The organism is Allobosea sp. TND4EK4 (genome assembly GCF_900156025.1).
Classification (GTDB): Bacteria; Pseudomonadota; Alphaproteobacteria; order Rhizobiales; family Beijerinckiaceae; genus Allobosea.
Genome location: NZ_FTMO01000001.1, coordinates 834,887 through 857,296, shown reverse-complemented (window position 1 = coordinate 857,296; position 22,410 = coordinate 834,887). Strand labels below are relative to the sequence as shown.

The 22,410-nt window shown below is 67.9% G+C and carries 19 protein-coding genes; 15 read left to right on the top strand and 4 right to left on the bottom strand.

From position 1 onward, the window contains the following. Window position 1: 1 nt before the first annotated feature. A complete protein-coding gene (locus BW981_RS04135; protein ID WP_076436403.1) occupies window positions 2-496 on the top strand; it encodes a peptide deformylase in 495 nt (164 codons plus the stop codon). A 127-nt stretch (window positions 497-623) separates the two neighbouring features. On the opposite strand, the gene BW981_RS04130 is transcribed toward BW981_RS04135, so the two are convergent. Then, window positions 624-1,958 carry an omega-aminotransferase AptA gene (locus tag BW981_RS04130; protein ID WP_076436401.1) on the bottom strand — a complete coding sequence of 445 codons (1,335 nt, stop codon included), beginning with the start codon at window positions 1,956-1,958 and terminating at the stop codon, window positions 624-626. Window positions 1,959-2,153: 195 nt separating this feature from the next. Here BW981_RS04130 and BW981_RS04125 point away from each other — a divergent pair, with 195 nt between their 5' ends. The 3 genes from BW981_RS04125 (at window position 2,154) to BW981_RS04115 (ending at window position 6,516) form a co-directional block, all read left to right on the top strand. Beyond that, window positions 2,154-3,905 (top strand): tetratricopeptide repeat protein, encoded by a 1,752-nt coding sequence (locus BW981_RS04125; protein WP_076436399.1) that lies wholly within the window; start codon window positions 2,154-2,156, stop codon window positions 3,903-3,905. A gap of 156 nt (window positions 3,906-4,061) precedes the next feature. Beyond that, a complete protein-coding gene (locus BW981_RS04120; RefSeq protein ID WP_076436397.1) occupies window positions 4,062-5,528 on the top strand; it encodes an EAL domain-containing protein in 1,467 nt (488 codons plus the stop codon). A gap of 130 nt (window positions 5,529-5,658) precedes the next feature. Then, window positions 5,659-6,516 carry a TIGR01459 family HAD-type hydrolase gene (locus BW981_RS04115; protein ID WP_076436395.1) on the top strand — a complete coding sequence of 286 codons (858 nt, stop codon included), beginning with the start codon at window positions 5,659-5,661 and terminating at the stop codon, window positions 6,514-6,516. 13 nt (window positions 6,517-6,529) lie between these two features. Here the strand turns inward: BW981_RS04115 and BW981_RS04110 are convergent, their stop codons facing one another. Continuing rightward, entirely contained in the window at window positions 6,530-6,913 is a 384-nt protein-coding gene (locus tag BW981_RS04110; protein ID WP_076436394.1) for a response regulator, read from the bottom strand. A gap of 268 nt (window positions 6,914-7,181) precedes the next feature. On the opposite strand from BW981_RS04110, the gene BW981_RS04105 reads away from it, so the two are divergent. From BW981_RS04105 to mutL, 9 genes are all read left to right on the top strand, one after another. After that, window positions 7,182-7,637 carry a MaoC family dehydratase gene (locus BW981_RS04105; RefSeq protein ID WP_076436392.1) on the top strand — a complete coding sequence of 152 codons (456 nt, stop codon included), beginning with the start codon at window positions 7,182-7,184 and terminating at the stop codon, window positions 7,635-7,637. A 100-nt stretch (window positions 7,638-7,737) separates the two neighbouring features. After that, window positions 7,738-8,721 (top strand): bifunctional riboflavin kinase/FAD synthetase, encoded by a 984-nt coding sequence (locus BW981_RS04100; RefSeq protein ID WP_076436390.1) that lies wholly within the window; start codon window positions 7,738-7,740, stop codon window positions 8,719-8,721. A 299-nt stretch (window positions 8,722-9,020) separates the two neighbouring features. Further along, entirely contained in the window at window positions 9,021-12,044 is a 3,024-nt protein-coding gene (gene ileS, locus BW981_RS04095) for an isoleucine--tRNA ligase (RefSeq protein ID WP_076436389.1), read from the top strand. Next, complete coding sequence (gene lspA, locus BW981_RS04090; protein WP_076436387.1) at window positions 12,044-12,526, top strand: signal peptidase II; 483 nt, start codon at window positions 12,044-12,046, stop codon at window positions 12,524-12,526. Before ileS ends, lspA begins: the two co-directional genes overlap by 1 nt. A gap of 74 nt (window positions 12,527-12,600) precedes the next feature. Continuing rightward, on the top strand, window positions 12,601-13,254 hold the full coding sequence (locus BW981_RS04085) for a hypothetical protein (protein WP_076436385.1): 654 nt from the start codon (window positions 12,601-12,603) through the stop codon (window positions 13,252-13,254). A 115-nt stretch (window positions 13,255-13,369) separates the two neighbouring features. Then, complete coding sequence (locus BW981_RS04080; protein WP_076436383.1) at window positions 13,370-14,659, top strand: M16 family metallopeptidase; 1,290 nt, start codon at window positions 13,370-13,372, stop codon at window positions 14,657-14,659. A 52-nt stretch (window positions 14,660-14,711) separates the two neighbouring features. Continuing rightward, on the top strand, window positions 14,712-16,019 hold the full coding sequence (locus BW981_RS04075; RefSeq protein ID WP_076436382.1) for a M16 family metallopeptidase: 1,308 nt from the start codon (window positions 14,712-14,714) through the stop codon (window positions 16,017-16,019). A gap of 28 nt (window positions 16,020-16,047) precedes the next feature. Next, window positions 16,048-17,373 carry a glucose-6-phosphate isomerase gene (locus BW981_RS04070; protein ID WP_083712131.1) on the top strand — a complete coding sequence of 442 codons (1,326 nt, stop codon included), beginning with the start codon at window positions 16,048-16,050 and terminating at the stop codon, window positions 17,371-17,373. Window positions 17,374-17,521: 148 nt separating this feature from the next. Next, window positions 17,522-19,354: a DNA mismatch repair endonuclease MutL gene (mutL, locus tag BW981_RS04065; RefSeq protein WP_076436380.1), complete on the top strand. Its 1,833-nt coding sequence runs from the start codon at window positions 17,522-17,524 to the stop codon at window positions 19,352-19,354. A gap of 108 nt (window positions 19,355-19,462) precedes the next feature. On the opposite strand, the gene BW981_RS04060 is transcribed toward mutL, so the two are convergent. Next, a complete protein-coding gene (locus BW981_RS04060) occupies window positions 19,463-19,948 on the bottom strand; it encodes a peroxiredoxin (RefSeq protein ID WP_076436378.1) in 486 nt (161 codons plus the stop codon). 125 nt (window positions 19,949-20,073) lie between these two features. Further along, window positions 20,074-20,931 (bottom strand): protein-disulfide reductase DsbD domain-containing protein, encoded by an 858-nt coding sequence (locus BW981_RS04055; RefSeq protein WP_139333600.1) that lies wholly within the window; start codon window positions 20,929-20,931, stop codon window positions 20,074-20,076. A gap of 173 nt (window positions 20,932-21,104) precedes the next feature. Here BW981_RS04055 and BW981_RS04050 point away from each other — a divergent pair, with 173 nt between their 5' ends. Both BW981_RS04050 and BW981_RS04045 read left to right on the top strand, forming a co-directional pair. Next, window positions 21,105-21,716 (top strand): YqgE/AlgH family protein, encoded by a 612-nt coding sequence (locus tag BW981_RS04050; protein ID WP_076436375.1) that lies wholly within the window; start codon window positions 21,105-21,107, stop codon window positions 21,714-21,716. 90 nt (window positions 21,717-21,806) lie between these two features. After that, a complete protein-coding gene (locus BW981_RS04045; RefSeq protein WP_076436836.1) occupies window positions 21,807-22,406 on the top strand; it encodes a flavodoxin family protein in 600 nt (199 codons plus the stop codon). Window positions 22,407-22,410 lie beyond the last annotated feature (4 nt).

The following is a 22,410-nucleotide window of genomic DNA, read 5'->3' as shown; positions in this document are numbered from 1 at the left end:
CATGGCCATCCGGCCGATCGTCCGCTTCCCCGATCCGCGTCTGCGCCTGGCGGCTCAAGCCGTCACCAGCTTCGACGCGGATCTGAGGGCGCTCGCGCAAGATCTGCTCGACACCATGCGCGCCGCGCCCGGCCTCGGCATCACCGCGCCGCATGTCGGCGTGCCGCTGCGCATCGTCGTGCTGGAGCTGACACCCGGCGAGGTCGCGGTCTACGTCAACCCGGTGGTGCTGGAGGCGTCGACGGAGACGATCCGCCATGCCGAGGGCAGCGTTTCGATGCCCGGCGTCACCGAGGAGATCGAGCGGCCGGCGCGCGTGAAAATCGCCTATTGCGATCTGGATGGCACGCCGCAGACGGAAGAAGCAGAAGGCTTCCGCGCCATCTGCCACCAGCACGAAATCGACCAGCTCGACGGAATCTTCTGGATCGACCGCCTGTCGCGGCTGAAGCGGGAGAGGGTGGTGAAGCGATTTGGCAAGCTGGGGCGCGGTTAAGGCACTTCATCGTCCTTGCGAGAAGCGCAGGGACGAACCAATCCAGGAGAACCGGGTGAGGCGTCGACGCCTTTGCCCCTGGATTGCTTCGTCGCTTTGCTCCTCGCAATGACGCGAGGTGCGCCTCTCAGTTGGCCACCGCCCGGATCGTCCGCCTCAGCTTCCCGATCAACTCGTCCACCTGGCTTTCCGTGATGATCAGCGGCGGCGAGAAGGCGAGCGTGTCGCCTGCCGTGCGGATCATCAGTCCTTCCTCGCGGAAGGCACGGTCCATCGCCTCGTAACCGCGCTTGCCGATGCCATCCGCGCGCGGAGCGAGATCGACCGCGCCGACGAGGCCGAGCGTGCGGATATCGACGACGTTGGGCTCGCCCTTGAGGCTCATCACGGCGTCGGCCCAGGCGCCTTCCATGCCGCGCACGCGCTCGAACAGGCCCTCCTCGCGGTAGATGTCGAGCGCGGCGATCGAGGCCGCGGCCGCAAGCGGGTGACCGGAGTAGGTGTAGCCGTGGAACAGCTCGATGACGTTGTCAGGCCCGCCCATGAACGCTTCGTAGATATGCTTGCGCACGATCACGCCGCCCATCGGCACGGTGCCGGAGGTCACGCCCTTGGCGAAGGTGATCATGTCGGGGATCACGCCGTAACGCTCGGCCGCGAAGGCGAAGCCAAGGCGCCCGAAGCCCGTGATGACCTCGTCGAAGATCAGCAGGATGCCGTTCTTGTCGCAGATCTCACGCAGGCGCTTGAGGTAGCCCTTCGGCGGCGGCAGCGCGCCGGTGGAGCCCGCCATCGGCTCGACGATCACCGCCGCGATGGTCGAGGCGTCGTGGAGCGCGACGATGCGCTCCAGATCGTCGGCGAAATGCGCGCCGTATTCGGGCTCGCCCTTGCTGAAGGCCTGCTTCTCGCGGTCATAGGTGTGTGCGAGATGGTCGACGCCGGTCAGTAGCGAGCCGAAGAACTTGCGGTTGTTCGACATGCCGCCGACCGAGATGCCGCCGAAGCCGACGCCGTGATAGCCGCGCTCGCGCCCGATCAGGCGGGTCTTCGAGGCCTTGCCCGAGACGTTCCAATAGGCGAGCGCGATCTTCAGCGCCGAATCCGCCGCTTCCGAGCCCGAGCCTGCGAAGAAGACATGGTCGAGGTCGCCCGGCGCCAGCGCCGCGATCCGCGCCGCCGCGGCGAACACCTTGGGATGGCCGTACTGGAAGGAGGGCGCGTAATCCAGGTCGCGCGCCTGAGCCTGGATGGCCTGGATGATGGGCTCGCGCGCATGGCCCGCATTGCAGCACCACAGGCCCGCCGTGCCGTCCATCACCGGCTTGTTATCGGGCGTATAATAGAACATGCCCTCGGCGCGGGCCACCATGCGCGGGTTCTTCTTGAACGACCGGTTCGCGGTGAACGGCATCCAGAAGGCTTCGAGATCGTTCGGCACGGCGTTCGAGGCGGCGTTCATCGGGACATCCTTGGATTAACGTTCGCTCAACCTAGCAGGACGGTCGGGACTGTAAATTGCCGCGCAAGCGCGGCATGGCATGCGCCCATGCGATGGCTGGGATGGTGCTCCGCCTGACCCGGCAGGACGCCAGCCGGCGACTGTGACATAACCGGCGCCCAGCCGGGCGAGACTGGACGGACCGAACTGAACGCGATGGGAGACAGCGCCGACGGCAATGAGCGGCCGGACGATGAGGCCGCGCGGCAGATTCGCGGCGGTCTCGGTCGTGTCCTCGCGTCCGAGACCTTTCGGGCTGCGCCCCAGCTATCGGCCTTTCTGAGCTTCATCGTCGAGCGGACGCTCGAGGGGCGGCGCTCGGAGCTGAAGGGCTATACGATCGCGGTCGAGGCTTTGGGGCGGCCGGCCGAGTTCGATCCGCAGAGCGATCCGATCGTGCGCGTCGAGGCCGGGCGCCTGAGACGGGCGCTCACCCAGTATTATATCGACGAGGGGCGCGACGATCCCTTGCGCATCTCGATCCCCGTCGGAGGCTATGTCCCTGCCTTCGATCTGCCGGTGCCGGGGATGTCGGCGGCAGCCCGGCGCCCCGGCAAGGTCGAGGCAGAAGCCGGCAGTGCCACTCGGCGAAGCCGAGCCTGGCTGCTCGCCCTTCTGGCTGCCCTTCTGTGTTCGGTACTGGGCTTTGCCGTCCTGCGTCTCGAGCCTGCGCTTTTCGGGGGCGAGCAGGAGCGCGTCACCGACCGGGCCGTGGCCCATGGGCCAGATCTGCCGACGGTCGCTGTCATCGTCGGGCCGGCCCCGGCCGATCCAGCCCTGGCGGATCTCGTCCAGCGTTCCGTCAACGTCTTCGTCGATGTGATGGCCCGTTTCGACGACCTGGCCATCGTCAAGGTGCCTCCACCGGGTGCGCCGATCCCCGACGACGCGGACTACGTGCTCGAGCTCAACATGCTGGCAAGCGAAGGCAGCGCCCAGACCTTTGGCCGCCTTCGGACCATGAAGGACGGGCGGATCATCTGGACGGCTTCCAGCGAGCGTCCGATGCGCGAGGTCCTCGAGGACCAGGATCTGATGGACAGGATCCGCCGGATCGCCGCGAGGCTGGTGGAGCCATTCGGCATTATCCAGGCGGACGGACGCCAGAACATGGTCACACCTGCGGCAGACTGCATTTACCAGGCCTTGGACTATCAGCGCTTCATGACCGCCGAACGGCATCAGGAGGCGCGCGAATGCCTGGAGCGGATCATCGCGCGTGATCCGGGTTTCTATCCGGCGAGGGCGCATATGGCGTCCCTGCTGCTGAGGGACCATGCCTCGGGCCGGGACGGAACGGGCGAGGCGCTGAGCCGCGGGCTGGCTTCGGCGCTCGCCGCGCAGCGCTTGGCGCCATCCTCGGGGCGGGCGCAGCAGATCGTGGCGGAGGCGCTGTTCCTGCGCGGCGAGAGAAGCGATGCCGAAGCGGCGGGAAAGGCCGCGCTGAGCCGCAATCCCTACGATCCCCAGATCATGGCGATTCTCGGAGCGATCTATGTGCGGATGAACCGCCCCTCGGAAGGTCTGCCGCTGCTTGAGCGCGCGCTGGAGTACTGTCCCGGCCGGCCCCCATGGTATGATTTCTACGCTTATCTCGCCGCCTATCTCAATGGGGCGGTCAAGCAGTCACACACGCACTTCGCCGTCCTGGCGACGGATCCGAGCCCGCTGGGCCTGCTCGCCCAGGCTCTCCATGCGGCAAGGAACGACGATGCCGAAGCGCGCGGGGAAGCGCTGCACAAGCTCGCTCAAGAAGTGCCGCTGTTCGGGCGCGACCCGCAGAGCTTTCTGATGCGCAAGGGCTTCAGCGAGGCCGTAACCAAGCGGCTTCTGGTCGATCTTGGCTTGGTCGACGGCGAGAAACCGGCCGTGAAGGCGGAACCTGCTCCCAGCACGGGCTTGCGTTGACCCACCGGCCCCGGCTTCGCTAGCCGGCCGTCCGCGAAGCGGTCATGGCGTGAGGCAGGCTCGCATGCGAGGCGCCCTAAGGGTAGTCTTGCACGCAGTGTCGTGATTCGCAGTCCAAACCCTCAACCCCGACGCGCGAGCAATCCTTTGGCTCCTGTGCGCCTGAAAGCCCTTCCTCCTTTCGCCGGTGTGCTGACCGGCGTTGCGGCCGGCACGATCGTGGCCATTCTGCTGCCGGGGACTTTGGGCAGCGCATTGGGGCTGGTTTTCACGGGGGCGGGGGTTGCACTCAGCCTGCGCGCGCTCGAAAGCCGGGCGGCGGCGCAGCGCGAGCAGCTTCTGGCCGGTCTGGGCGAGGTGAAGGTCCGGCTCGCGACCAATGCGATCCGCATCGATTCCCTGTCGCAGCGTGTCGAGCAGATGCCGATGCGGGATGTCGATGCGGCGCCGGCGCGGGCCGCGATCAATGAGCTGACCGCCGAGGTCGGGCTGCTCGGCGACCTGATCCACCAGGTCGCCACGACGCTTGCAGACCATGACGAGAAGCTGGCGCGCACCGCGGTGCAGCCAGCGCCCCCTGCTGTTCCTGCCGCGGCGCCCGAGGTCGTGATCGACCCCGAGGCTGCGCGCCGTGAGCGGGCCGAACGGCTCGCCGCCGAGCGGGAGGCGGCTGCGAAGGCCGCCGAGGCGGAAGCGGAGGCCGAGCGCGCGGAGATCATCGGCGCTGCCCTTTCCGAGGGCCGGCTCGAGGTGCATCTCCAGCCGATGGTCTCGTTGCCGCAGCGGCGTACCCAGGGCTACGAGGCTTTGCCGCGGCTGCGCCTCGACGAGAACACGCTGCTGATGCCGCATGAATTCATGCGCACGGTCGAGGAGCGCGGTTTCGGTCCCACGCTGGATGCGCTGGTTCTCACCCGGGCACTCGCCATCGCCCGCCATCTCGGCGCCAAGGACGGCAAGATCTTCGTCTCGTGTAATTTCAGCGCCTCGACCTGGGAATCGGCGCGAGCCCTGGCGACGCTTGCCCGCATCCTCGACAAATATCGCGATCACGCCGGGCAACTCGTCGTCGAGGTGCCGCAAGCGATCTTCCGGGCGCTGCATCCCACCAGCCTCGGCCTGCTCGGCGCCATGTCGGCCAATCGCGTCCGCTTCGCGCTCGACCAGGTCGCCGATCTGCGCTTCGACCCGCAGGCGCTATACGATCGCGGCATCCGCTTCGTGAAGATTCCGGCGAGCCTGCTGCGATCCTATGATGAGGGCCGGCTGCAGAGCGACATCGCAGTCGGCGATCTCGCGGCGCTTCTCGGCCGGGCCTCTGTCGCGCTCGTGGCGGACGAGGTGGAGGACAATCCGACGGCGGCGGACATGATCGAGCTGGGCATCGGCCTGGGGCAGGGCCTTGCCTTCTCTCCGCCGCGCCCGGTCAAGCCCGAGGTGTTCGCCGAGCCCGAGGAGGCTCAACAGTCGCCCCAGTCCAAGCCCCCGGGGGCCCCCGCCGAGCCTGCGCGCAGCGCCGAGATCGTCGGCTATCCGGCGCCGCCGGCTCCGGCCGCGGCGGCCGAGCCGGCCCGTCCGGAGCGCGTGCCCTTCCGCTCCGTGCTGCGCCGCGCGACGGGCTGAGCGGCTTGCACGGCACGCTCTTAAAGACCTCGAGGGTTCCCTAGGCGGGTTTCCTTCAACGCCGATCCTGACTAGTGCAGGGTGAGCGGTGCGCCTCTGCGCCGCCTCAGCTGGAAACAGGATCGTGCCGATGGCGGCTTCCACCCACGCGCTTGCGGGTTTTTCCGAGATTGCCGGGCGTTTCGACCTCTGCTTCTGCGATGTCTGGGGCGTCGTCCACAACGGCGTCGCCGCCTTTCCGGAGGCGGTGGACGCGCTGATCCGGATGCGCGAGCGCGGGACGAGCGTGGTGCTGATGACCAACGCGCCGCGCCCGGCGGAGCTGATCGCCCGGCAACTTGACGGTTTCGGTGTGCCGCGCTCGGCCTGGGACGCGATCGTCACCTCCGGCGACGTCTGTCGCTCCCTCATCGCCGCCCGGGCCGGCCAGCCGCTCTTCCGCATCGGCCCCGATCGCGACCTGCCGCTGACGGCGGGGCTCGAAGCGCCGGAGGCCAAGGCCGAGGACGCGTCTTATGTGCTCTGCACCGGCCTCTTCGACGACGAGGTGGATACGCCGGAGACCTATCTCGAAATGCTGCAGGGTATGGCAGCGCGCGGCCTCGAAATGATCTGCGCCAATCCCGATCTCGTCGTCGAACGGGGCGGCCGGATCGTGCCCTGCGCGGGCTCGGTCGCACTCGCCTATGAGGAGATGGGGGGCAAGGCGATCTATGCCGGCAAGCCGCATCGTCCGATCTACGAGGCGGGGCTGGCGCTGGCCGAGCAGAAACGTGGCTCGGCCGTGGCGCGCGAGCGCATCTGCGCGATCGGTGACGCGATCCGCACCGACATCGCAGGCGCGGATGCATTCGGCGTGACGGGCGTGATGGTGCTCGCCGGCATCCACGCCCAGGACCTGATGGAAGCGTCGTGGGAGGCGCGCCATGGCTGGTTCGCCGGCCAGACCCACAGGCCGCACTATGCCCTTCCGCACCTCATCTGGTGAGGGGGGCCTGGCGTCAGCCGGCGCAGACGGCCTCGATCTTGGTCTTCAGCGTCTGCGCGTTGAACGGCTTGACGATGTAGTTGCTGACGCCGGCCTTCTTGGCGGCGATGACGTTCTCGGTCTTCGACTCGGCGGTGACCATGATGAAGGGCGTCTCGGAGAGCTTTTCCTCGTCGCGGACGCGCTGGAGCAGCTCGATGCCGCTCATCGGTTCCATGTTCCAGTCAGAGATCACCAGCCCGTAGCGCTTGTCGCGCATCTTCTCGATCGCCGTCGTGCCGTCGGAGGCATCATCGACATTCTCGAAGCCGAGCTGCCGCAGCAGGTTGCGGATGATGCGGATCATGGTCTGGTAGTCGTCAACGACCAGGATCGGCATGGCGGGGTCGAGACCCATTGCGGTGCTCCGGGACACGGCGGTTGCGGCACCGGACGAACCGGCGCCGTGCCACTGTTGAGCCAGTGGCGTTTGCTTGCGAGGGGTATGACATCTGCGCCTTGCAAAGCCGTTAATCCGATCGTCGACTCACGAGGGCTTCGGGTTCGACCTGCATCGAATTTTCGAGCTGCGCGGCACCAAAGTCGAATTGCCGCGTTGCTGCACCTGCGAGATGATCCCTGTCCGATGAATGAGGGCGGAGCCGAGGCGCCGCCGTGCCAGCCCCATGACCGCCCAGCCTGAATCAGCCGGCCTCTACACCGTGCACCGCTTCGAGGATCTCTATCTCGGCCAGAGCGAGAGCCTGATGCGCACCGTGATGGAGCGCGACATCGCGCTTTTCGCGGAACTGTCGGGCGATGCGAATCCGATCCATCTCAGCGACGCGTATGCGGCGGGCACGAAGTTCGGGCAGCGCATCGCGCATGGCATGCTGACGGCCAGCCTGGTCTCGGCCCTGCTGGGCACGCGCCTGCCGGGCCCCGGCGCCGTCTATCTCTCGCAGACCCTCACCTTTCTCGCGCCGGTCAAGATCGGCGACGTGGTGGTGGCCCGCGTCGAGGTCGCCGAGCTCGTGGCCGAGCGGCGCCGGGCGCGCTTCTTCTGCGAGTGCCTGGTTGACGGAAAGCCCGTGCTGGAGGGCGAGGCCTGGGTTGCCCTGCCGCCGGCGCGTCCCGCCTGAGCGATCCCGCGCTTGACGCTCACCGACCTTCGCCTCAAACACGGCCGACGATCCGGCCTTTCGGGGCAAGACGGGTCCTGCCGGTGGATTTCTGCGATCGATGACAGCTCAGCCCGAGGCCATGCCGAACGAAAACCCGGCCGTTTTCGTTCTCGACCTCGATAAGCCCGTCCCCGAAGCGGCGCGCGGCGCCGTCCTCGCGCTCGGCAATTTCGACGGCGTCCACCGCGGCCACGCCGAACTCGCCCGTGCGGCGAAGCGGCTGGCCTCAGAGCATGGAACGAAGGCCGCCGCCTTCACCTTCGAGCCGCATCCCCGCAGCGTCTTCCGCCCGCAGGAGCCGGTCTTCCGCCTGACGCCCCCGCAGCTCAAGGCCGAGCTTCTGGCGGAGATCGGACTGTCGCAGACCATGGTGCTGCCCTTCGATATGGAGACCGCCGCGATCGACGCCGCGCGTTTCGTCGACGATCTGCTGATCGGCCGGCTGGGCGCAGCCGGCCTCGTCTGCGGCTACGACTTCCATTTCGGAAAGGGTCGGACCGGCTCGCCCGAGATGCTGCAGGCCCATGGGCTCGCTCTGGGCCTCCCCGTCGTCGTCGTGCCCCCCTTCTCCTGGCAGGGCGAGGCGGTCTCCTCGACGTTGATCCGCACGGCGCTGGAGGAGGGCGATGTGGCGCGTGCCGCCGCCTTCCTGGGGCGCCCCTGGTTCGTGCGCGGCCTCGTCGTCCATGGTGACAAGCGGGGGCGCGACCTCGGCTACCCCACCGCCAATATGCAGTTGCCGCGCGACTGTCGCCTGCGCCACGGCATCTATGCGGTGCGCATGAAGATCGACGGGATCTGGCATGACGGCGTCGCCAGCTTCGGCCGCCGCCCGACCTTCGACGACGGCGCGCCGCGGCTCGAGACCTTCGTCTTCGACTTTTCCGGCGATCTCTATGGCAAGCGGGTCGACGTCGCCTTCGTCGACTGGCTGCGCGGCGAGGCGAAGTTCGACACGCTGGAGGCTCTGATCGCCCAGATGGACGCCGACAGCCGGAAGGCGCGCGACGTCCTGGGCAGGACGCCGCGCTTCCTTCCGTAAGGCCGCTTTGCTAGAGCAGTTTTGGCTATTCAAGAGAACGCCGTCATCCCGGCTCTCCGCCTCGCTCCGGCCGGGATGACCTCGGTGGTTCCTGCGAAGAGAAATTTGCTCTAGAAGCTCCCAATGGTCATGCCCCGCGCTACAATAACCATACCGCTCCGGCGAATTACGGGCCCGGCTGCCGCCCTGCGCTGATGCGCGGGCGCCTGCGCAGTCCGGGTTGAAGACCGCTTTCCCGTTACCGAAAGGACGAGCGAGGCCACGCCGCCGACCGCCGTCCCGATTGCCCGAGCCGGACCATGACCGACAAGACCAAGCCCGCCGAAGCAACGACCGACGCCTTCGATTACTCGCAGACGCTCTTCCTGCCCCAGACCGAATTCCCGATGCGGGCCGGCCTGCCGCAGCGCGAGCCGGAGTTGCTCGCCCGCTGGGCAAAGATCGACCTCTACCGCAAGCTGCGCGAAGCCGGGCAGGGCAGGGACCGTTTTGTCCTGCATGACGGCCCCCCCTACGCCAACGGCAACATCCATATCGGCCATGCGCTGAACAAGGTCCTGAAGGACCTCGTCACCCGCTCGCAGCAGATGCTCGGCCACGACTCGAACTACGTGCCGGGCTGGGACTGCCACGGCCTGCCGATCGAGTGGAAGATCGAGGAGCAGTACCGCGCCAAGGGGTTGAACAAGGACGACGTGCCGGTCGTCGAGTTCCGCAAGGAATGCCGCGCCTTCGCCGAAAAATGGGTCGACATCCAGCGCGAGGAGTTCAAGCGGCTCGGCGTCGAGGGCGACTGGGACGATCCCTACCTGACGATGGCCTATCCGGCCGAGGCGCAGATCGCCCGCGAGATCATGAAATTCGCCGAGACCGGCCAGCTCTATCGCGGCTCCAAGCCGGTGATGTGGTCGGTGGTCGAGAAGACCGCACTCGCCGAGGCAGAGGTCGAGTACGAGGAGCACGTCAGCGACACGGTGTACGTGGCGTTTCCGGTCACCATGGTTCAGGGCCTTGGACCCGTTGCCGACCGTCTCTTGGATGCATCAGTCGTCATCTGGACGACGACGCCTTGGACCATGCCGGGCAACCGGGCGATCTCCTACAACCACAAGATCGCATACGGACTCTATCGCGTTACGGCTGCTCCTGAGAATAACTGGGCCAAGGTCGGGGCGACCTATGTCCTCGCGAAGAATCTGGCCGAAAGCGTCTTCAAAGCTGCCAAGGCAGAAAGCTACGAACTGGTCGGGGATCTGGATCCTGCCGAACTCTTCCCGGCGGAGTGCGCTCACCCCCTGCGCGGACGGGGTTACGACTTTAAGGTCCCGCTCCTCGACGGCGACCACGTCACCGACGATGCCGGTACGGGCTTCGTCCACACCGCGCCCGGCCATGGCCGCGAGGATTTCGACGTCTGGATGGCCAATGGCCGCCAGCTCGCCGAGCGCGGCATCGAGACCCGCATCCCCTACACCGTCGATGCCGATGGCCGCTTTACACAGGACGCGCCGGGCTTCGAGGGCGCTCAGGTCATCACCGACAAGGGCGAGAAGGGCAACGCCAACGAGGTCGTCATCAAGGCGCTGATCGAGGCCGGCAACCTTGTCGCGCGCGGGCGCCTCAAGCACCAGTATCCCCATAGCTGGCGCTCGAAGAAGCCGGTCATCTTCCGCAACACGCCGCAATGGTTCATCGCCATGGACAAGCCGATCGGCGAGGCCGGCGCGCCGGACCCGGCCGCTCCGGCTCCGGTTGCCGGCGGCAACTCCGACACGCTGCGCAACCGCGCGCTGAAGGCGATCAAGGAGACCGAGTGGGTCCCCGCCGCGGGCGAGAACCGCATCAACGGCATGATCGCCAACCGGCCCGACTGGGTTGTCTCGCGCCAGCGCGCCTGGGGCGTGCCGATCACCGTTTTCGTCGAGAAGGAGAGCAAGGCGATCCTCGTCGATGCGAAGGTCAACGCGGCGATCGCCGAGGCCTTCGAGGCGGAAGGCGCCGATGCCTGGTTCACCGACACCGATGGCGCCCGTTTCCTGAAACCCTTCGGCTATGATCCGGCGAACTATGAGCGCGTCACCGACGTGCTCGACGTCTGGTTCGATTCCGGCTCCACCCACGCCTTCACGCTGGAGAAGCGCGCCGATCTCAGGACGCATCGCATCGTCGATGGCGGCAGGGACCGGGTGATGTATCTCGAAGGCTCGGACCAGCATCGCGGCTGGTTCCATTCGAGCCTGCTGGAAAGCTGCGGCACGCGCGGCCGCGCGCCCTTCGACGTCGTCCTTACCCATGGCTTCTGCCTGGACGAGAAGGGCGAGAAGATGTCGAAGTCCAAGGGCAACGTCACCGCCCCGCAGGACATCATCAAGGACTCCGGCGCCGACATCCTGCGCCTCTGGGTCGCGGCGGCCGACTATTCCGACGATCTGCGCATCGGCAAGGAGATCCTGAAGACCTTCGTCGAGACCTATCGCAAGCTGCGCAACACGATGCGCTGGATGCTCGGTACGCTGGCCCATTTCGACGAGAAGGCCCGCGTCGCCGAGCCGCAGACCATGCCGGAGCTGGAGCGGCTGATGCTGCACCGGCTGGCCGAGCTCGGTCCCCAGGTCGCGGAGGCCTACCGCACCTACGACTACAAGAAGGTCGTGACGCTGCTCTCGCAGTTCATGAACACCGAGCTGTCGGCCTTCTATTTCGACGTCCGCAAGGACGCGCTCTATTGCGATCCGACGTCGAGCCATGTCCGCGGAAGCGCTCTGACGGTGGTCGATCACCTCTTCCGCTGCTTGACGACCTGGCTCGCGCCGATCCTCGTCTTCACCGCCGAGGAAGCCTGGCTGGAGCGCTATCCGGAGAAGAAGGCGGGCGAGGGCTCCGTGCATCTCGAACTCTTTGCCGAGGCGCCCTCCGCCTGGCTCGATGCCGAGCTGGCCGAGCGCTGGAGCAAGATCCGCAAGGTCCGCCGCGTCGTCACCGGCGCGCTCGAGCTGGAGCGCGCCGCCAAGCGGCTGGGCTCTTCGCTCGAGGCGGCCCCGCAGGTCTTCATTGCCGACGCGGATCTGCATGCCGCGCTCTCCGGCGTCGATCTGGCGGAAATCGCGATCACCTCCGGCATCCGCATCGAGAGCGTCGAAGGGCCGACCGACGCCTTCCGCCTGCCGGATGTTCCGGGTGTCGCCGTGGTGCCGCACCGCGCCGACGGCGTGAAATGCGCCCGTTCCTGGAAGTATTTCGATCCGGCGACGGCGCTGGCCGGCTATCCGGCGGTGACCCCGCGCGATGCCAAGGCGCTGCAGGAACTGGGAGTCCATCCCTGATGAGCCCGGCCCGCCGCCTCGGCCTCGCCACGGTCCTGATCGTCTTCCTCGCCGACCAGGCGCTGAAGCTCTGGCTGCTGCATGGCGCGGGCCTCGCCGAAAACGGCCCGTTCGACCTCGCCCCGTTCCTGACGATCGTGCTCGCCTGGAACCGCGGCATCTCCTACGGGCTGTTCCAGCAGGGCACGGATATCGGCCGCTGGCTGCTGGTCGTGGTCTCCTTCGTCGCCGCCATCTGGCTCTGGCGCTGGATGTGGCGGACGAACGAGCGCTTCACCGTCTTCAGCCTCGCGCTGATCATCGGCGGGGCGCTCGGCAACGGGCTCGACCGGGCCTGGTATGGCGCGGTGGTCGATTTCGTCCATCTGCACTGGGGCGATTTCAGCTGGTACATCTTCAACATCGCCGATGTCGCCATCGTTGTCGGCGTGCTGGGTCTCCTGTATGAGTCCCTCCGACCTGCCGGCTCCAAGCCGGCGTGACGACGGTCCCGCCATGCTTTCGCCGTTCGCGCGTGCTTCAGCATGTCCTACAACCGTCCAAAGGGAGATTTGACATGGCGCGACGCATCCGCGTGACGCATCTGCTGCTCGCTGGCGGGCTTGCTCTTGCGGCCCAGCCTGCGCTCGCTCAGGAAGGCATGCTGTTCAAGAACCTGCTCGAAGGCACCTTCGGCGGCAAGTCCAACGACGACATCGACTACCGTGCCCGCGCGCCCCTGGTCGTGCCGCCGAACACCACTCTCCCGCCGCCGCAGCAATCTGCCAGCGGCCGCAACGCCGCCTGGCCGAACGATCCCGACGTGCAGCGCCGCAAGGACGAGGCCTCGCCGCGCCGCTATGTTCCGGCCGACGGCCTGAGGGACAATCCGATCCTGTCGGCCCGCGAGATTCAGCGCGGCCGCACGCTCAATGCCCCCATGCAGGCGACCGCCAGGCCCGTTCGCGAGAACGACGTCTACGACAACGTCATCGGCCCGATCCGGATCGGCAGGGAGCAGGCCGCGAAGTACAACGAGCAGGCTCAGGAGGCGCTGAAATATGGCGAGGAGCCCCCGCGCCGCACCCTGACCGAACCGCCGACCGGCTATCGCCGCCCGGCCGCGACAGCCGCCATCGGCCCCGGCAAGGGCGGCCCGGTCGAGGACAAGCAGGCGGTCGGCGAGCGCAACTTCGCCGAGGGGCGCGGCCCGGTGATGCGGCCGCAGTGAGCGTCCGCGTGGCCCGCCTCACGGGTCTTGCCGAAACGGCTTGAGCTGACCAAGTTGTCGATTGGGGCGGGCGCATCGTGCCCGCCCCTTTTCGTCCCTGCGGAGACATCGCACGTTGAACATCCATGCGCGCCAGCCCGGCCTGGCCGAGCCCGTCGAGTCCTTCCGCCTGGCCAACGGCCTGGACGTCGTGGTGGTGAGCGACCGGCGCGCTCCGGTCGTGACCCACATGGTCTGGTATCGCAACGGCTCGGCCGATGACCCGTCGGGCAAGTCCGGCATCGCGCATTTCCTCGAACACCTGATGTTCAAGGGAACGCAGCGCTGGCCGGCCGGCGAGTTCTCGAAGATCGTCGCGGGCTATGGCGGGCAGGAGAACGCCTTCACCTCCTTCGACTACACCGCCTATTTCCAGCGCGTGCCGAAGGAGCATCTGCGCGCGATGATGGATTACGAGGCCGACCGGATGACCGGCCTCTCCTTCGACGAGAGTGTGGTGGCGCCCGAGCGCGACGTGGTGCTGGAGGAGCGGCGCATGCGCGTCGATGCCGACCCCGCCGCCCAGCTCGGTGAGGAATTCTCCTCGACCCTGTTCTTCCACCATCCCTACGGCACCCCGATCATCGGCTGGGAGCACGAGATCGAGCGGTTGAACCGCGACGACGCCTTCGCCTACTACCAGCGCTTCTACACGCCGGAAAACGCCATCCTGGTCGTCGCGGGCGATACCGACGCCGTGCAGGTCCGCCGACTTGCTGAAGAGACCTACGGCAGGATCGCCGCCCGCGGCGAGGCGCCCGTCCGCAGCCGGCCGATCGAGCCCGAGCCCCGTGCCTCGCGCCGCGTCCAGCTCAACGACCCCCGCGTCCAGCAGCCCTCGCTGCGCCGCGGCTGGCTGACGCCGACCTATACCAGCGGCGACCGCGAAGAGGTCTTCGCGCTGGAGTTGGCCGCCGAGATCCTGGGCGGCGGCACCACCTCGCGGCTCTATCGCAAGCTCTGCGCCGAGCAGGAGCTCGCGGCCGGCGCCAATGCGTACTTCATGGGCTCGATGGTCGACCGCGCCGCCTTCCAGCTCTCCGCCAGCCCGCGCCCCGGCGTCGAGATGACGGTGATGGAAGCCGGGCTCGACGCTGCGCTCGCGGCCTTCCTCGCCGAAGGGCCGACCCAGCTCGAGCTGGCGCGCGCCCGCACCCGACTCGTCGCTGAAACCGTCTTCGCTCGAGACAACCAGTCCTCGCTGGCGCGCATCTTCGGCTCCTCGCTCGCCGTGGGAGAGACCGTGGAGGACGTGCTGGCCTGGCCGCAGCGCATCGAGGCCGTCACGCGCGAGGCGGTGGTCGAGGCCGCGCGCCGCTACCTCAAGCCGAACCGCAGCGTCACCGGCCTGCTGCTGCCGGCCTGATGAAACGCCTTCCTATGACCGGGCGGGGCCTGCCCTGCCGACAGGATAAGCCATGACCGCGACCCTCACCGCGCCGCTCCCCGTTCCGCCGCTGAACACGCAGGGCCCCTCGCTCGATGTTCAGATCGTCCGCTCGCCGGGCGGCATCGAGGCCTGGCTGGTCGAGGAACACAGCCTGCCGCTGATCGCGATGGACTTCGCCTTCGACGGCGGCGCGTCGCGGGATCCTGCTGACGCCGCCGGCAGCGCCTATCTCGTCTCCGGCCTGCTCGACGAAGGCGCGGGCGAGCTCGACGCCGAGGCCTTCCAGGGCAGGATGGCCGATCACGCCATCCATATCGGCTTCGACGCCCGCCGCGACGATTTCCACGGCTATCTCCAGGCGCTCTCGACCCATCGCGATACGGCCTTCGAGCTGCTGGCCCTGGCTCTGAACAAGCCGCGGTTCGACGCCGACGCCGTCCAGCGCGTCAAGGCGCAGATCATCGCCGGGCTGCAGCGCCAGGCGAAGAACCCCGAAACCATGTGCCGCAACGCACTCTACGCCGCCGCTTTTCCCGGCCATGCCTATGGCCGGCCGGAGAAGGGCGATATCGACTCCGCCTCGCGGCTCGACACCGCGGCGCTGCGGGCCGTGGTGCCTTCGCTGCTCGACCGTACGGGGCTGAAGATCGTGGTGGTCGGCGATATTGGCGCGGCGGAACTCGGCGACAGGTTGGATGCGCTGTTCGGCGGGCTGCCGAAGGGCGAGGCTCGTCCTCGCCCGTCCCAGCCTTTCCCGCTTCAAGGCCTCGGCCAGACGCATGTGATCGATCTCGACGTGCCGCAGACGGTGCTGCGCTTCGTCGGCCCCGGGGTGATGTGGGACGATCCGGACTATATCCCGGCCAGCGTCCTCAACCACATTCTCGGGGGCTCCGCCTTCACCTCGCGGCTGTTCATGGAGGTGCGCGAGAAGCGCGGGCTTGCTTATGGCGTCTCCTCCAGCCTGCTGCCGCTGCGCGAGGCCGCCATGCTTGTCGGCGGCACGGCCACCCGCAACGACCGCGCGGCGGAATCGATGACCGTGATCCGCGAGGAGATGATGAAGCTCGCCAGCGAGGGGCCGAGCGAGCACGAGGTCGAGGAGGCCAAGCGCTACATCATCGGCTCCTATCCGCTTCGCTTCGACACCTCGCCCAAGATTGCCGGCGAACTTCTCAACCTGGCGATGCGCGGCGATACGCCCGCCTTCCTCGCCGAGCGCAACAAGCGCTTTGCCACGGTGACGCTGGCCGATGTGAAGCGGGTCGCCGCCCGCCTCTTCGGCCATCCCGATCTTCTCGTCCAGGCGGTCGGCAAGCCGGTCGGCCTCGTCTGAACCCTCTCGTCTCGTGATGGATAGTGCCATGCTCCAGCAAAGCTTCGATCTCGCGCTCGAATCCAAGGTCGGCAAGGGTGGCATTCCGGACGCCGCCTTCGAGAAGGCGCTGGCCGACCTGAAACCGGCGCTGGCCAAGCTCCAGGGGCAGGCGAAGGACGGTTCGCTGCCGCTGCTCAAGCTGCCGAGCGACACCCATGACCTCGCGCCGGCCAAGGCGGCCGCCGCTCGCCTCAAGAGCGGCGGCGCCACCGACGTGCTGGTGCTCGGCACCGGCGGCTCCAGCCTCGGCGGCCAGACCCTGGCGCAGCTCACCGGCTACGGTATCGCGGGCCTCTCCCAGCTCCAGACCGGCACGCGCGTCCACTTCATCGACAATCTCGACCCGGCGACCTACGCCGAACTGCTGGCGAAGCTGCCGCTGAAGACCACGAAGTTCGTCGCCATCTCCAAATCGGGTGGCACCGGCGAGACGCTGCTGCAGTCGATCGCCGCCATCGAGGCGCTGCGCGGCGCGCATCTCTCCGATCAGCAGATCGGCGAGCATTTCCAGGGCCTGTCCGAACCGGCCAGGCCGGGCAAGTTGCATCCGCTGCGCGCGCTGCTGGAGCCCTATGGCGTGCCCTTCCTCGAGCATCACACGGATGTCGGGGGCCGCTATTCCGTGCTGACCAATTGCGGCCTGCTGCCGGCTGCCGTGCTCGGCCTCGACATCGAGGCGCTGCGCCTCGGCGCCGGGCGCGCCGTGGCCCCCCTCTTCGCCGGCAAGGATGTGCGCGAGACGCCGTCGGCCCTCGGCGCCGCGCTGCATCTCGCCGCGATGCGTTCTGGCAAGAACATCGCCGTGCTGATGCCGTATGCCGACAAGCTCGCACTTCTCACCCGCTGGTGGATGCAGCTCTGGGCGGAAAGCCTCGGCAAGGACGGGCAGGGCACGCAGCCGGTCGGCGCGCTCGGCCCTGTCGACCAGCATTCGCAGCAGCAGCTCTATCTCGCCGGTCCGAAGGACCGCTTCTTCACCGTTCTGACCACCGGCGTGAAGGGCAGGGGGCCGCAGATCGACGCCGGACTCGCGGAGAAGATCGGGCAGGGGGACTTCGCCGGCAAGACCATCGGCGACATGGTGGCGGCGCAGGGCATCGCCATGATCGACACCTTCGCCAAGAACGGTTGCGCGGTCCGCCGCTTCCATGTCGAGCACATCGACGAGACGAGCCATGGCGAGGTGCTGATGCACTTCATGCTGGAGACGATCCTCACCGGCTACGCCATGGGCGTCGACCCCTTCGACCAGCCTGCGGTGGAGGAGGCCAAGCTCCTGGCCAAGCAGTATCTGGCCGAGGGGCGCAGCTGAGCGCAGGCTGCCGGCTGCGCATGTCATGCGCTGGCTTGACCCGGGCATCTCGTGACGGGAAGGCTCCAGAGCCTCACCTTCCAAGAGATTCTCGGGTCTTCGCTTCGCTGCGCCCGGGAATGACGCCGTTGCACTGGGACGCTGCCCCATGACCGTCCGCCGCCTCGATCCCGTCCTGGTCGACCGCATCGCCGCCGGTGAGGTGATCGAGCGGCCGGCCGCGGCCGTGAAGGAGCTGGTCGAGAACGCCATCGACGCCGGCGCCCGCGCCATCGCGGTCACCATCGCCGCCGGCGGGCGCGAGCTGATCCGCGTCGTCGATGACGGCGCCGGGATGACGCCGGATGACCTGGCACTCGCTGTGGAGCGACACGCCACGTCCAAGCTGCCGGATGGCGACCTGTTCGCGATCCAGTCGCTCGGCTTCCGCGGCGAGGCCTTGCCCTCGATCGGCTCGGTCGCGCGGCTCTTGATCGAGACCCGCCGGCGCGATGCCGCGCAGGGCGTCGGCCTCGTCGTCGAGGCGGGGGAGAAGGGCGTCCTGCGGCCCGTCGCGGCGGCGCCCGGCACCCGCATCGAGGTCAGCGACCTCTTCATCTTCACTCCGGCCCGCCTGAAGTTCCTGAAGAGCGACCGGGCCGAGGCGCAGGCCGTCACCGAGATGCTGCGGCGCCTCGCCATCGCCCATCCCGAGATCCGCTTCTCGCTTTCGGGCGAGTATGCCGGCGCCTTCGACTGGCCGGCCGAGCCAATCGGCGAGGAGGGGCTGCTGCGCCGGCTGGCCCGTGCGCTCGGCCGCGACTTCCCCGAGAACGCCCTGCGCATAGAGGCCGAGCGCGAAGGGTTCCGCATTTCTGGATTCGCTGGCCTGCCTACCTTCCATCGTGGCACCTCGGCCGGCGTGCATCTCTCGGTCAATGGCCGGCCGGTGCGTGACAAGCTCCTTCTGTCCGCCGTGCGCGGCGCCTATGCCGACGTCGTCCCCTCCGACCGGCACCCGGTGCTCTTCCTCGATGTCGGCTGCGAACCCCGCGCCGTCGACGTCAATGTTCATCCCGCCAAGAGCGAGGTGCGCTTCCGCGATCCGGCTCTGGTGCGCGGCCTCGTCGTCTCGGGGCTGAAGGCGGCGCTCGCCGCCGCCGGCCACCGCGCCACCACCACCGGCGGCGCCCGCACGCTGGACGCCTTCCGCGCCGTTTTCTCGGCGGGAGGCGGTCCTTCGATTCCGCGTCCTGCTTTCCCCGCGACGCCCGCCTGGCAGGCGTCGGAGCCATGGCCGGACGCAAGTGGCTGGCAGCCGTCGCATCCCGCAGCGCCGGCGCAATCCGGCTTTTCGGATTTCGCCGCGTCCTCCGCCGACGCCCGCGCCCATCTCGCCGAGCCCTCGGCAGACGCGCTCGACCGCCCGCTCGGCGCCGCCCGCGCCCAGCTCCACGAGACCTATATCGTCGCCCAGACGCGCGAGGGCGTCGTCATCGTCGACCAGCATGCCGCCCACGAGCGGCTGGTCTATGAGCGGCTGAAGGCGGAGCGCGCCCGCAACGGCATCGCCCGTCAGCCGCTGCTGCTGCCCGAGGTGGTGGAGCTCGGTCCGGTCGATGCCGATCGGCTGATCGCGGCGGGGAGCGAGCTCGAAAGCCTCGGCCTCGTGTTGGAATCCTTCGGGCCCGGCGCCGTGCTGGTGCGGGAGGCTCCCAGCCAACTTGCCGGGGGCAATCTGCAGCGTCTCGTCCGCGATGTCGCCGATGCGCTCGCCGAGCATGGAACCGCCGGCTCGCTCGAACGCCGCCTCGACCATGTGCTGGCGACGATGGCGTGCCACAACTCCGTCCGCGCCGGCCGCCGCCTTCGTCCCGAGGAGATGGACGCGCTGCTGCGCGAGATGGAGGTCACGCCCAATTCCGGCCAGTGCAATCACGGCCGGCCGACCTATGTCGAGCTGAAGCTTGCAGATATCGAGCGGCTGTTCGGGCGGCGGTGAAGCGGGACAGCCTCAGCCTCCGGGAGCGACCTCGTTCTGCGTTCCGTGAAGTCACGAAAAAGCCCGCGCGAGACGATCGCGCGGGCCTGACAACCAGTGCTGCCGAGCTTAGAGCAGGCCGAGCATCGTCTCGGCGCCCGAGCGATCGGCCTTGCCCGCGGCTTCCTCGACATTGAGCGCCTTCACCACGCCGTCTTCGACGAGCATCGAGTAGCGCTGCGAGCGAACGCCCATGCCGAAGCCCGAGCCATCCATGCTGAGGCCGATCTCCTTGGCGAAGTCGCCGTTGCCGTCCGAGAGAAACTCGATGACGCCGGCGCCGCCGGTCGCCTTCGCCCAGGCGTCCAGCACGAAGACGTCGTTGGTCGATGTCACCATGATGGCGTCGATCCCCTTGGCCTTGATCTCGTCGGCCTTGGCGAGATAGCCGGGCAGATGGTTCTTGTGGCAGGTCGGCGTGAAGGCGCCGGGCACCGCGAAGAGCACGATCTTGCGCCCCTTGAACAGGTCGTCCGTGGTCTTGGCCGCCGGTCCTTCGGCCGTCATGACTCGGAACGTCGCCTGCGGAAGCTTGTCACCCACCTTGATCGTCATACGCCCGTCTCCTGAAGCTTGCGGCTCGCCGGCCGCCGCCTCCCCGGATTAGAGCATCGCGCGACAAAGTGGAATTGATTTGGAGCATGAAGCCCTGGCCCCCGCCGCGGGCCGGGGCTCTCCCGCTACGGCTTCACCGGCGGGATGTCGAGTTCGAGCCGCGTTTCGACCGCCTTCGGCGCGCCGGTGACGGTGAAGATCAGCGGGATCGGCCCGGAAGCGCCCTTGGGCCGGTCGTTGATGCGGATCTGAGCCAGCACCGTGCCGTCCGCCTGGGGCGTCAGGCGCGGTCTCCCGAAGGACCACATGCCGGGCCCCTCGACGAAGATGTCCTCGATCCCGCCGCCATGGGGCACCTGCAAGGTGAGCTTGAGGCCGGGATCGACCACGCTGTCGTCGAGGCCAGCCTCGAGGATCGTGGTTTTCTCCCTGTGCGGGCCGGGCTTCACCGGGGCGGGCACGCGCGCCTCGTAAGCCTCCAGCCGTGGGGAGGTCACGGAGGTCACGCCGGGCTCCAGCCACAGCCGTGCCTCGCCATGGGCGGGGATGCAGATCTTCTGGCAGACGGCGAAGTCCAGCTTCAGCACGACCATCACCGGGCGCGACGGATCGACAGGCTGGAGGGAGACGGGGATGACCACCTCGCCGACATAGCCGACCGAATAGCCGGCCGAGTCCTCGAAGCGCTGCGGAGCCGGCCAGCGCACGTCGAGGCCGCCGATATTGCTGGAGCCCGACCAGTCGAAGCTCGGCGGCACGCCGAATTCGCCGGGACTGCGCCAATAGGTCTTGTAGCCGGGCGACATCACGATCTCGACGCCGACGCGCTGCTTGCCGCTGGGCGTGGTCGGCCCCGCAATGAGGCGCAGCCTGGCATGCTCGCCGGCCGACCAGGGCGAGCTGGCGGCCTCGTTCGGGGCCTCCTGCGCGCCAACGGCGCCGGCCCAAACCACTAGTACCAGAAGGGACAAGATGCGGATCACGGCATTGCCTTAGCGATTGCCGGGCCGGAAAGCGAACAAAACCGGGGGTCCTCACGCAAATGCGACGGAAGGGAAGGCAAGACCATGCCGGGGGAATGGGGCGCAATCGCGGTGCCGAGAATTTCTCTCACGCGCGGTTTTCAGTGCGAGGGTGTTTGATCTAGCATGCCGGAATGAAGATCGGCTCGCAGGCCCGCCTCGGCGGACGCAACTATCTCGACGGGCAGTGCCTGATCGCCATGCCCGGCATGGCCGACCAGCGCTTCAGCCGCAGCGTGGTCTATGTCTGCGCCCATTCCGAGGACGGGGCGATGGGCATCATCGTCAACAAGCCGGCGGGCGACACCAGATTCCCGGAGCTGCTGGTCCAACTCGACGTCATCCCCTCCGAGGAGATGATCCGCCTGCCGAGCCGCGCCGAGCGGATGCAGGTGCTGCGTGGCGGGCCGGTCGAGACCAAGCGGGGCTTCGTGTTGCACACGGCCGATTTCTTCCTGGAATCGGCGACGTTGCCGATCGATGACGGCATCTGCCTGACCGCGACGCTCGACATCCTGCGCGCCATCGCCGTCGGCAAGGGGCCGGAGAACGCCGTGCTGGCGCTGGGCTATGCCGGCTGGGGCGCCGGACAGCTCGAAGCCGAGATCCAGTCCAATGGCTGGCTGCATTGCGAGGCGGATGCGGCGCTGCTCTTCGACGAGGGCGTCGACACCAAATACCAGCGGGCGCTGAACAAGATCGGCATCGACCCGGCCTTTCTGTCGCGCGAGGCGGGGCACGCCTGAGGCCGGGCGCTTTGTCGCCCTGCGCGCAAGGCGGGATCAATCGAGGCGATACCGCGTTCCCTGGGCTTCTTTCACAGCCGCGGGATGCGCATGTCTCTCTCGATCCTTGCCCTCAACTGCACCTTGAAGCCGGAAGGCTCCTCGTCGACGCAGAAGCTCCTGGAACTGGTGCTGGCCGAATTCGGCCCCGCTTGCCGCCATGAGATCGTCCGCGTCGCGGCCCTCGACATCAAGCCCGGCGTTTCCTCGGACGAGGGGGACGGCGACGCCTGGCCGGAGCTTCGCCGCAAGATCGTCGCGGCGGACATCCTTCTGATCGGCTCCCCGATCTGGTTGGGGCAGCCGTCGAGCGTGGCCAAACGCGTGCTCGAACGGATGGACGCGTTCCTCGATGAGACGGACGACGCCAATCGCACGCCTGCCTACGGCAAGGTGGCCGCCGTCGTCGTCGTCGGCAATGAGGATGGCGCTCACCACGTCTCGGCGGAGCTCTACCAGGCGCTCGTCGATGTCGGCTTCACCATTCCGGCCGGCGGCCCGAGCTATTGGGTCGGCGAGGCGATGGGGGATGTCGACTTCCTCGATCTCGAGGAGATACCCGAGAAGACGGCGACGACGAACCGGATGCTCGCCCGCAATGCCGAGCATCTGGCTGGCCTGCTCGCGAACTCGGCCTATCCCGGCTACTGAAGCG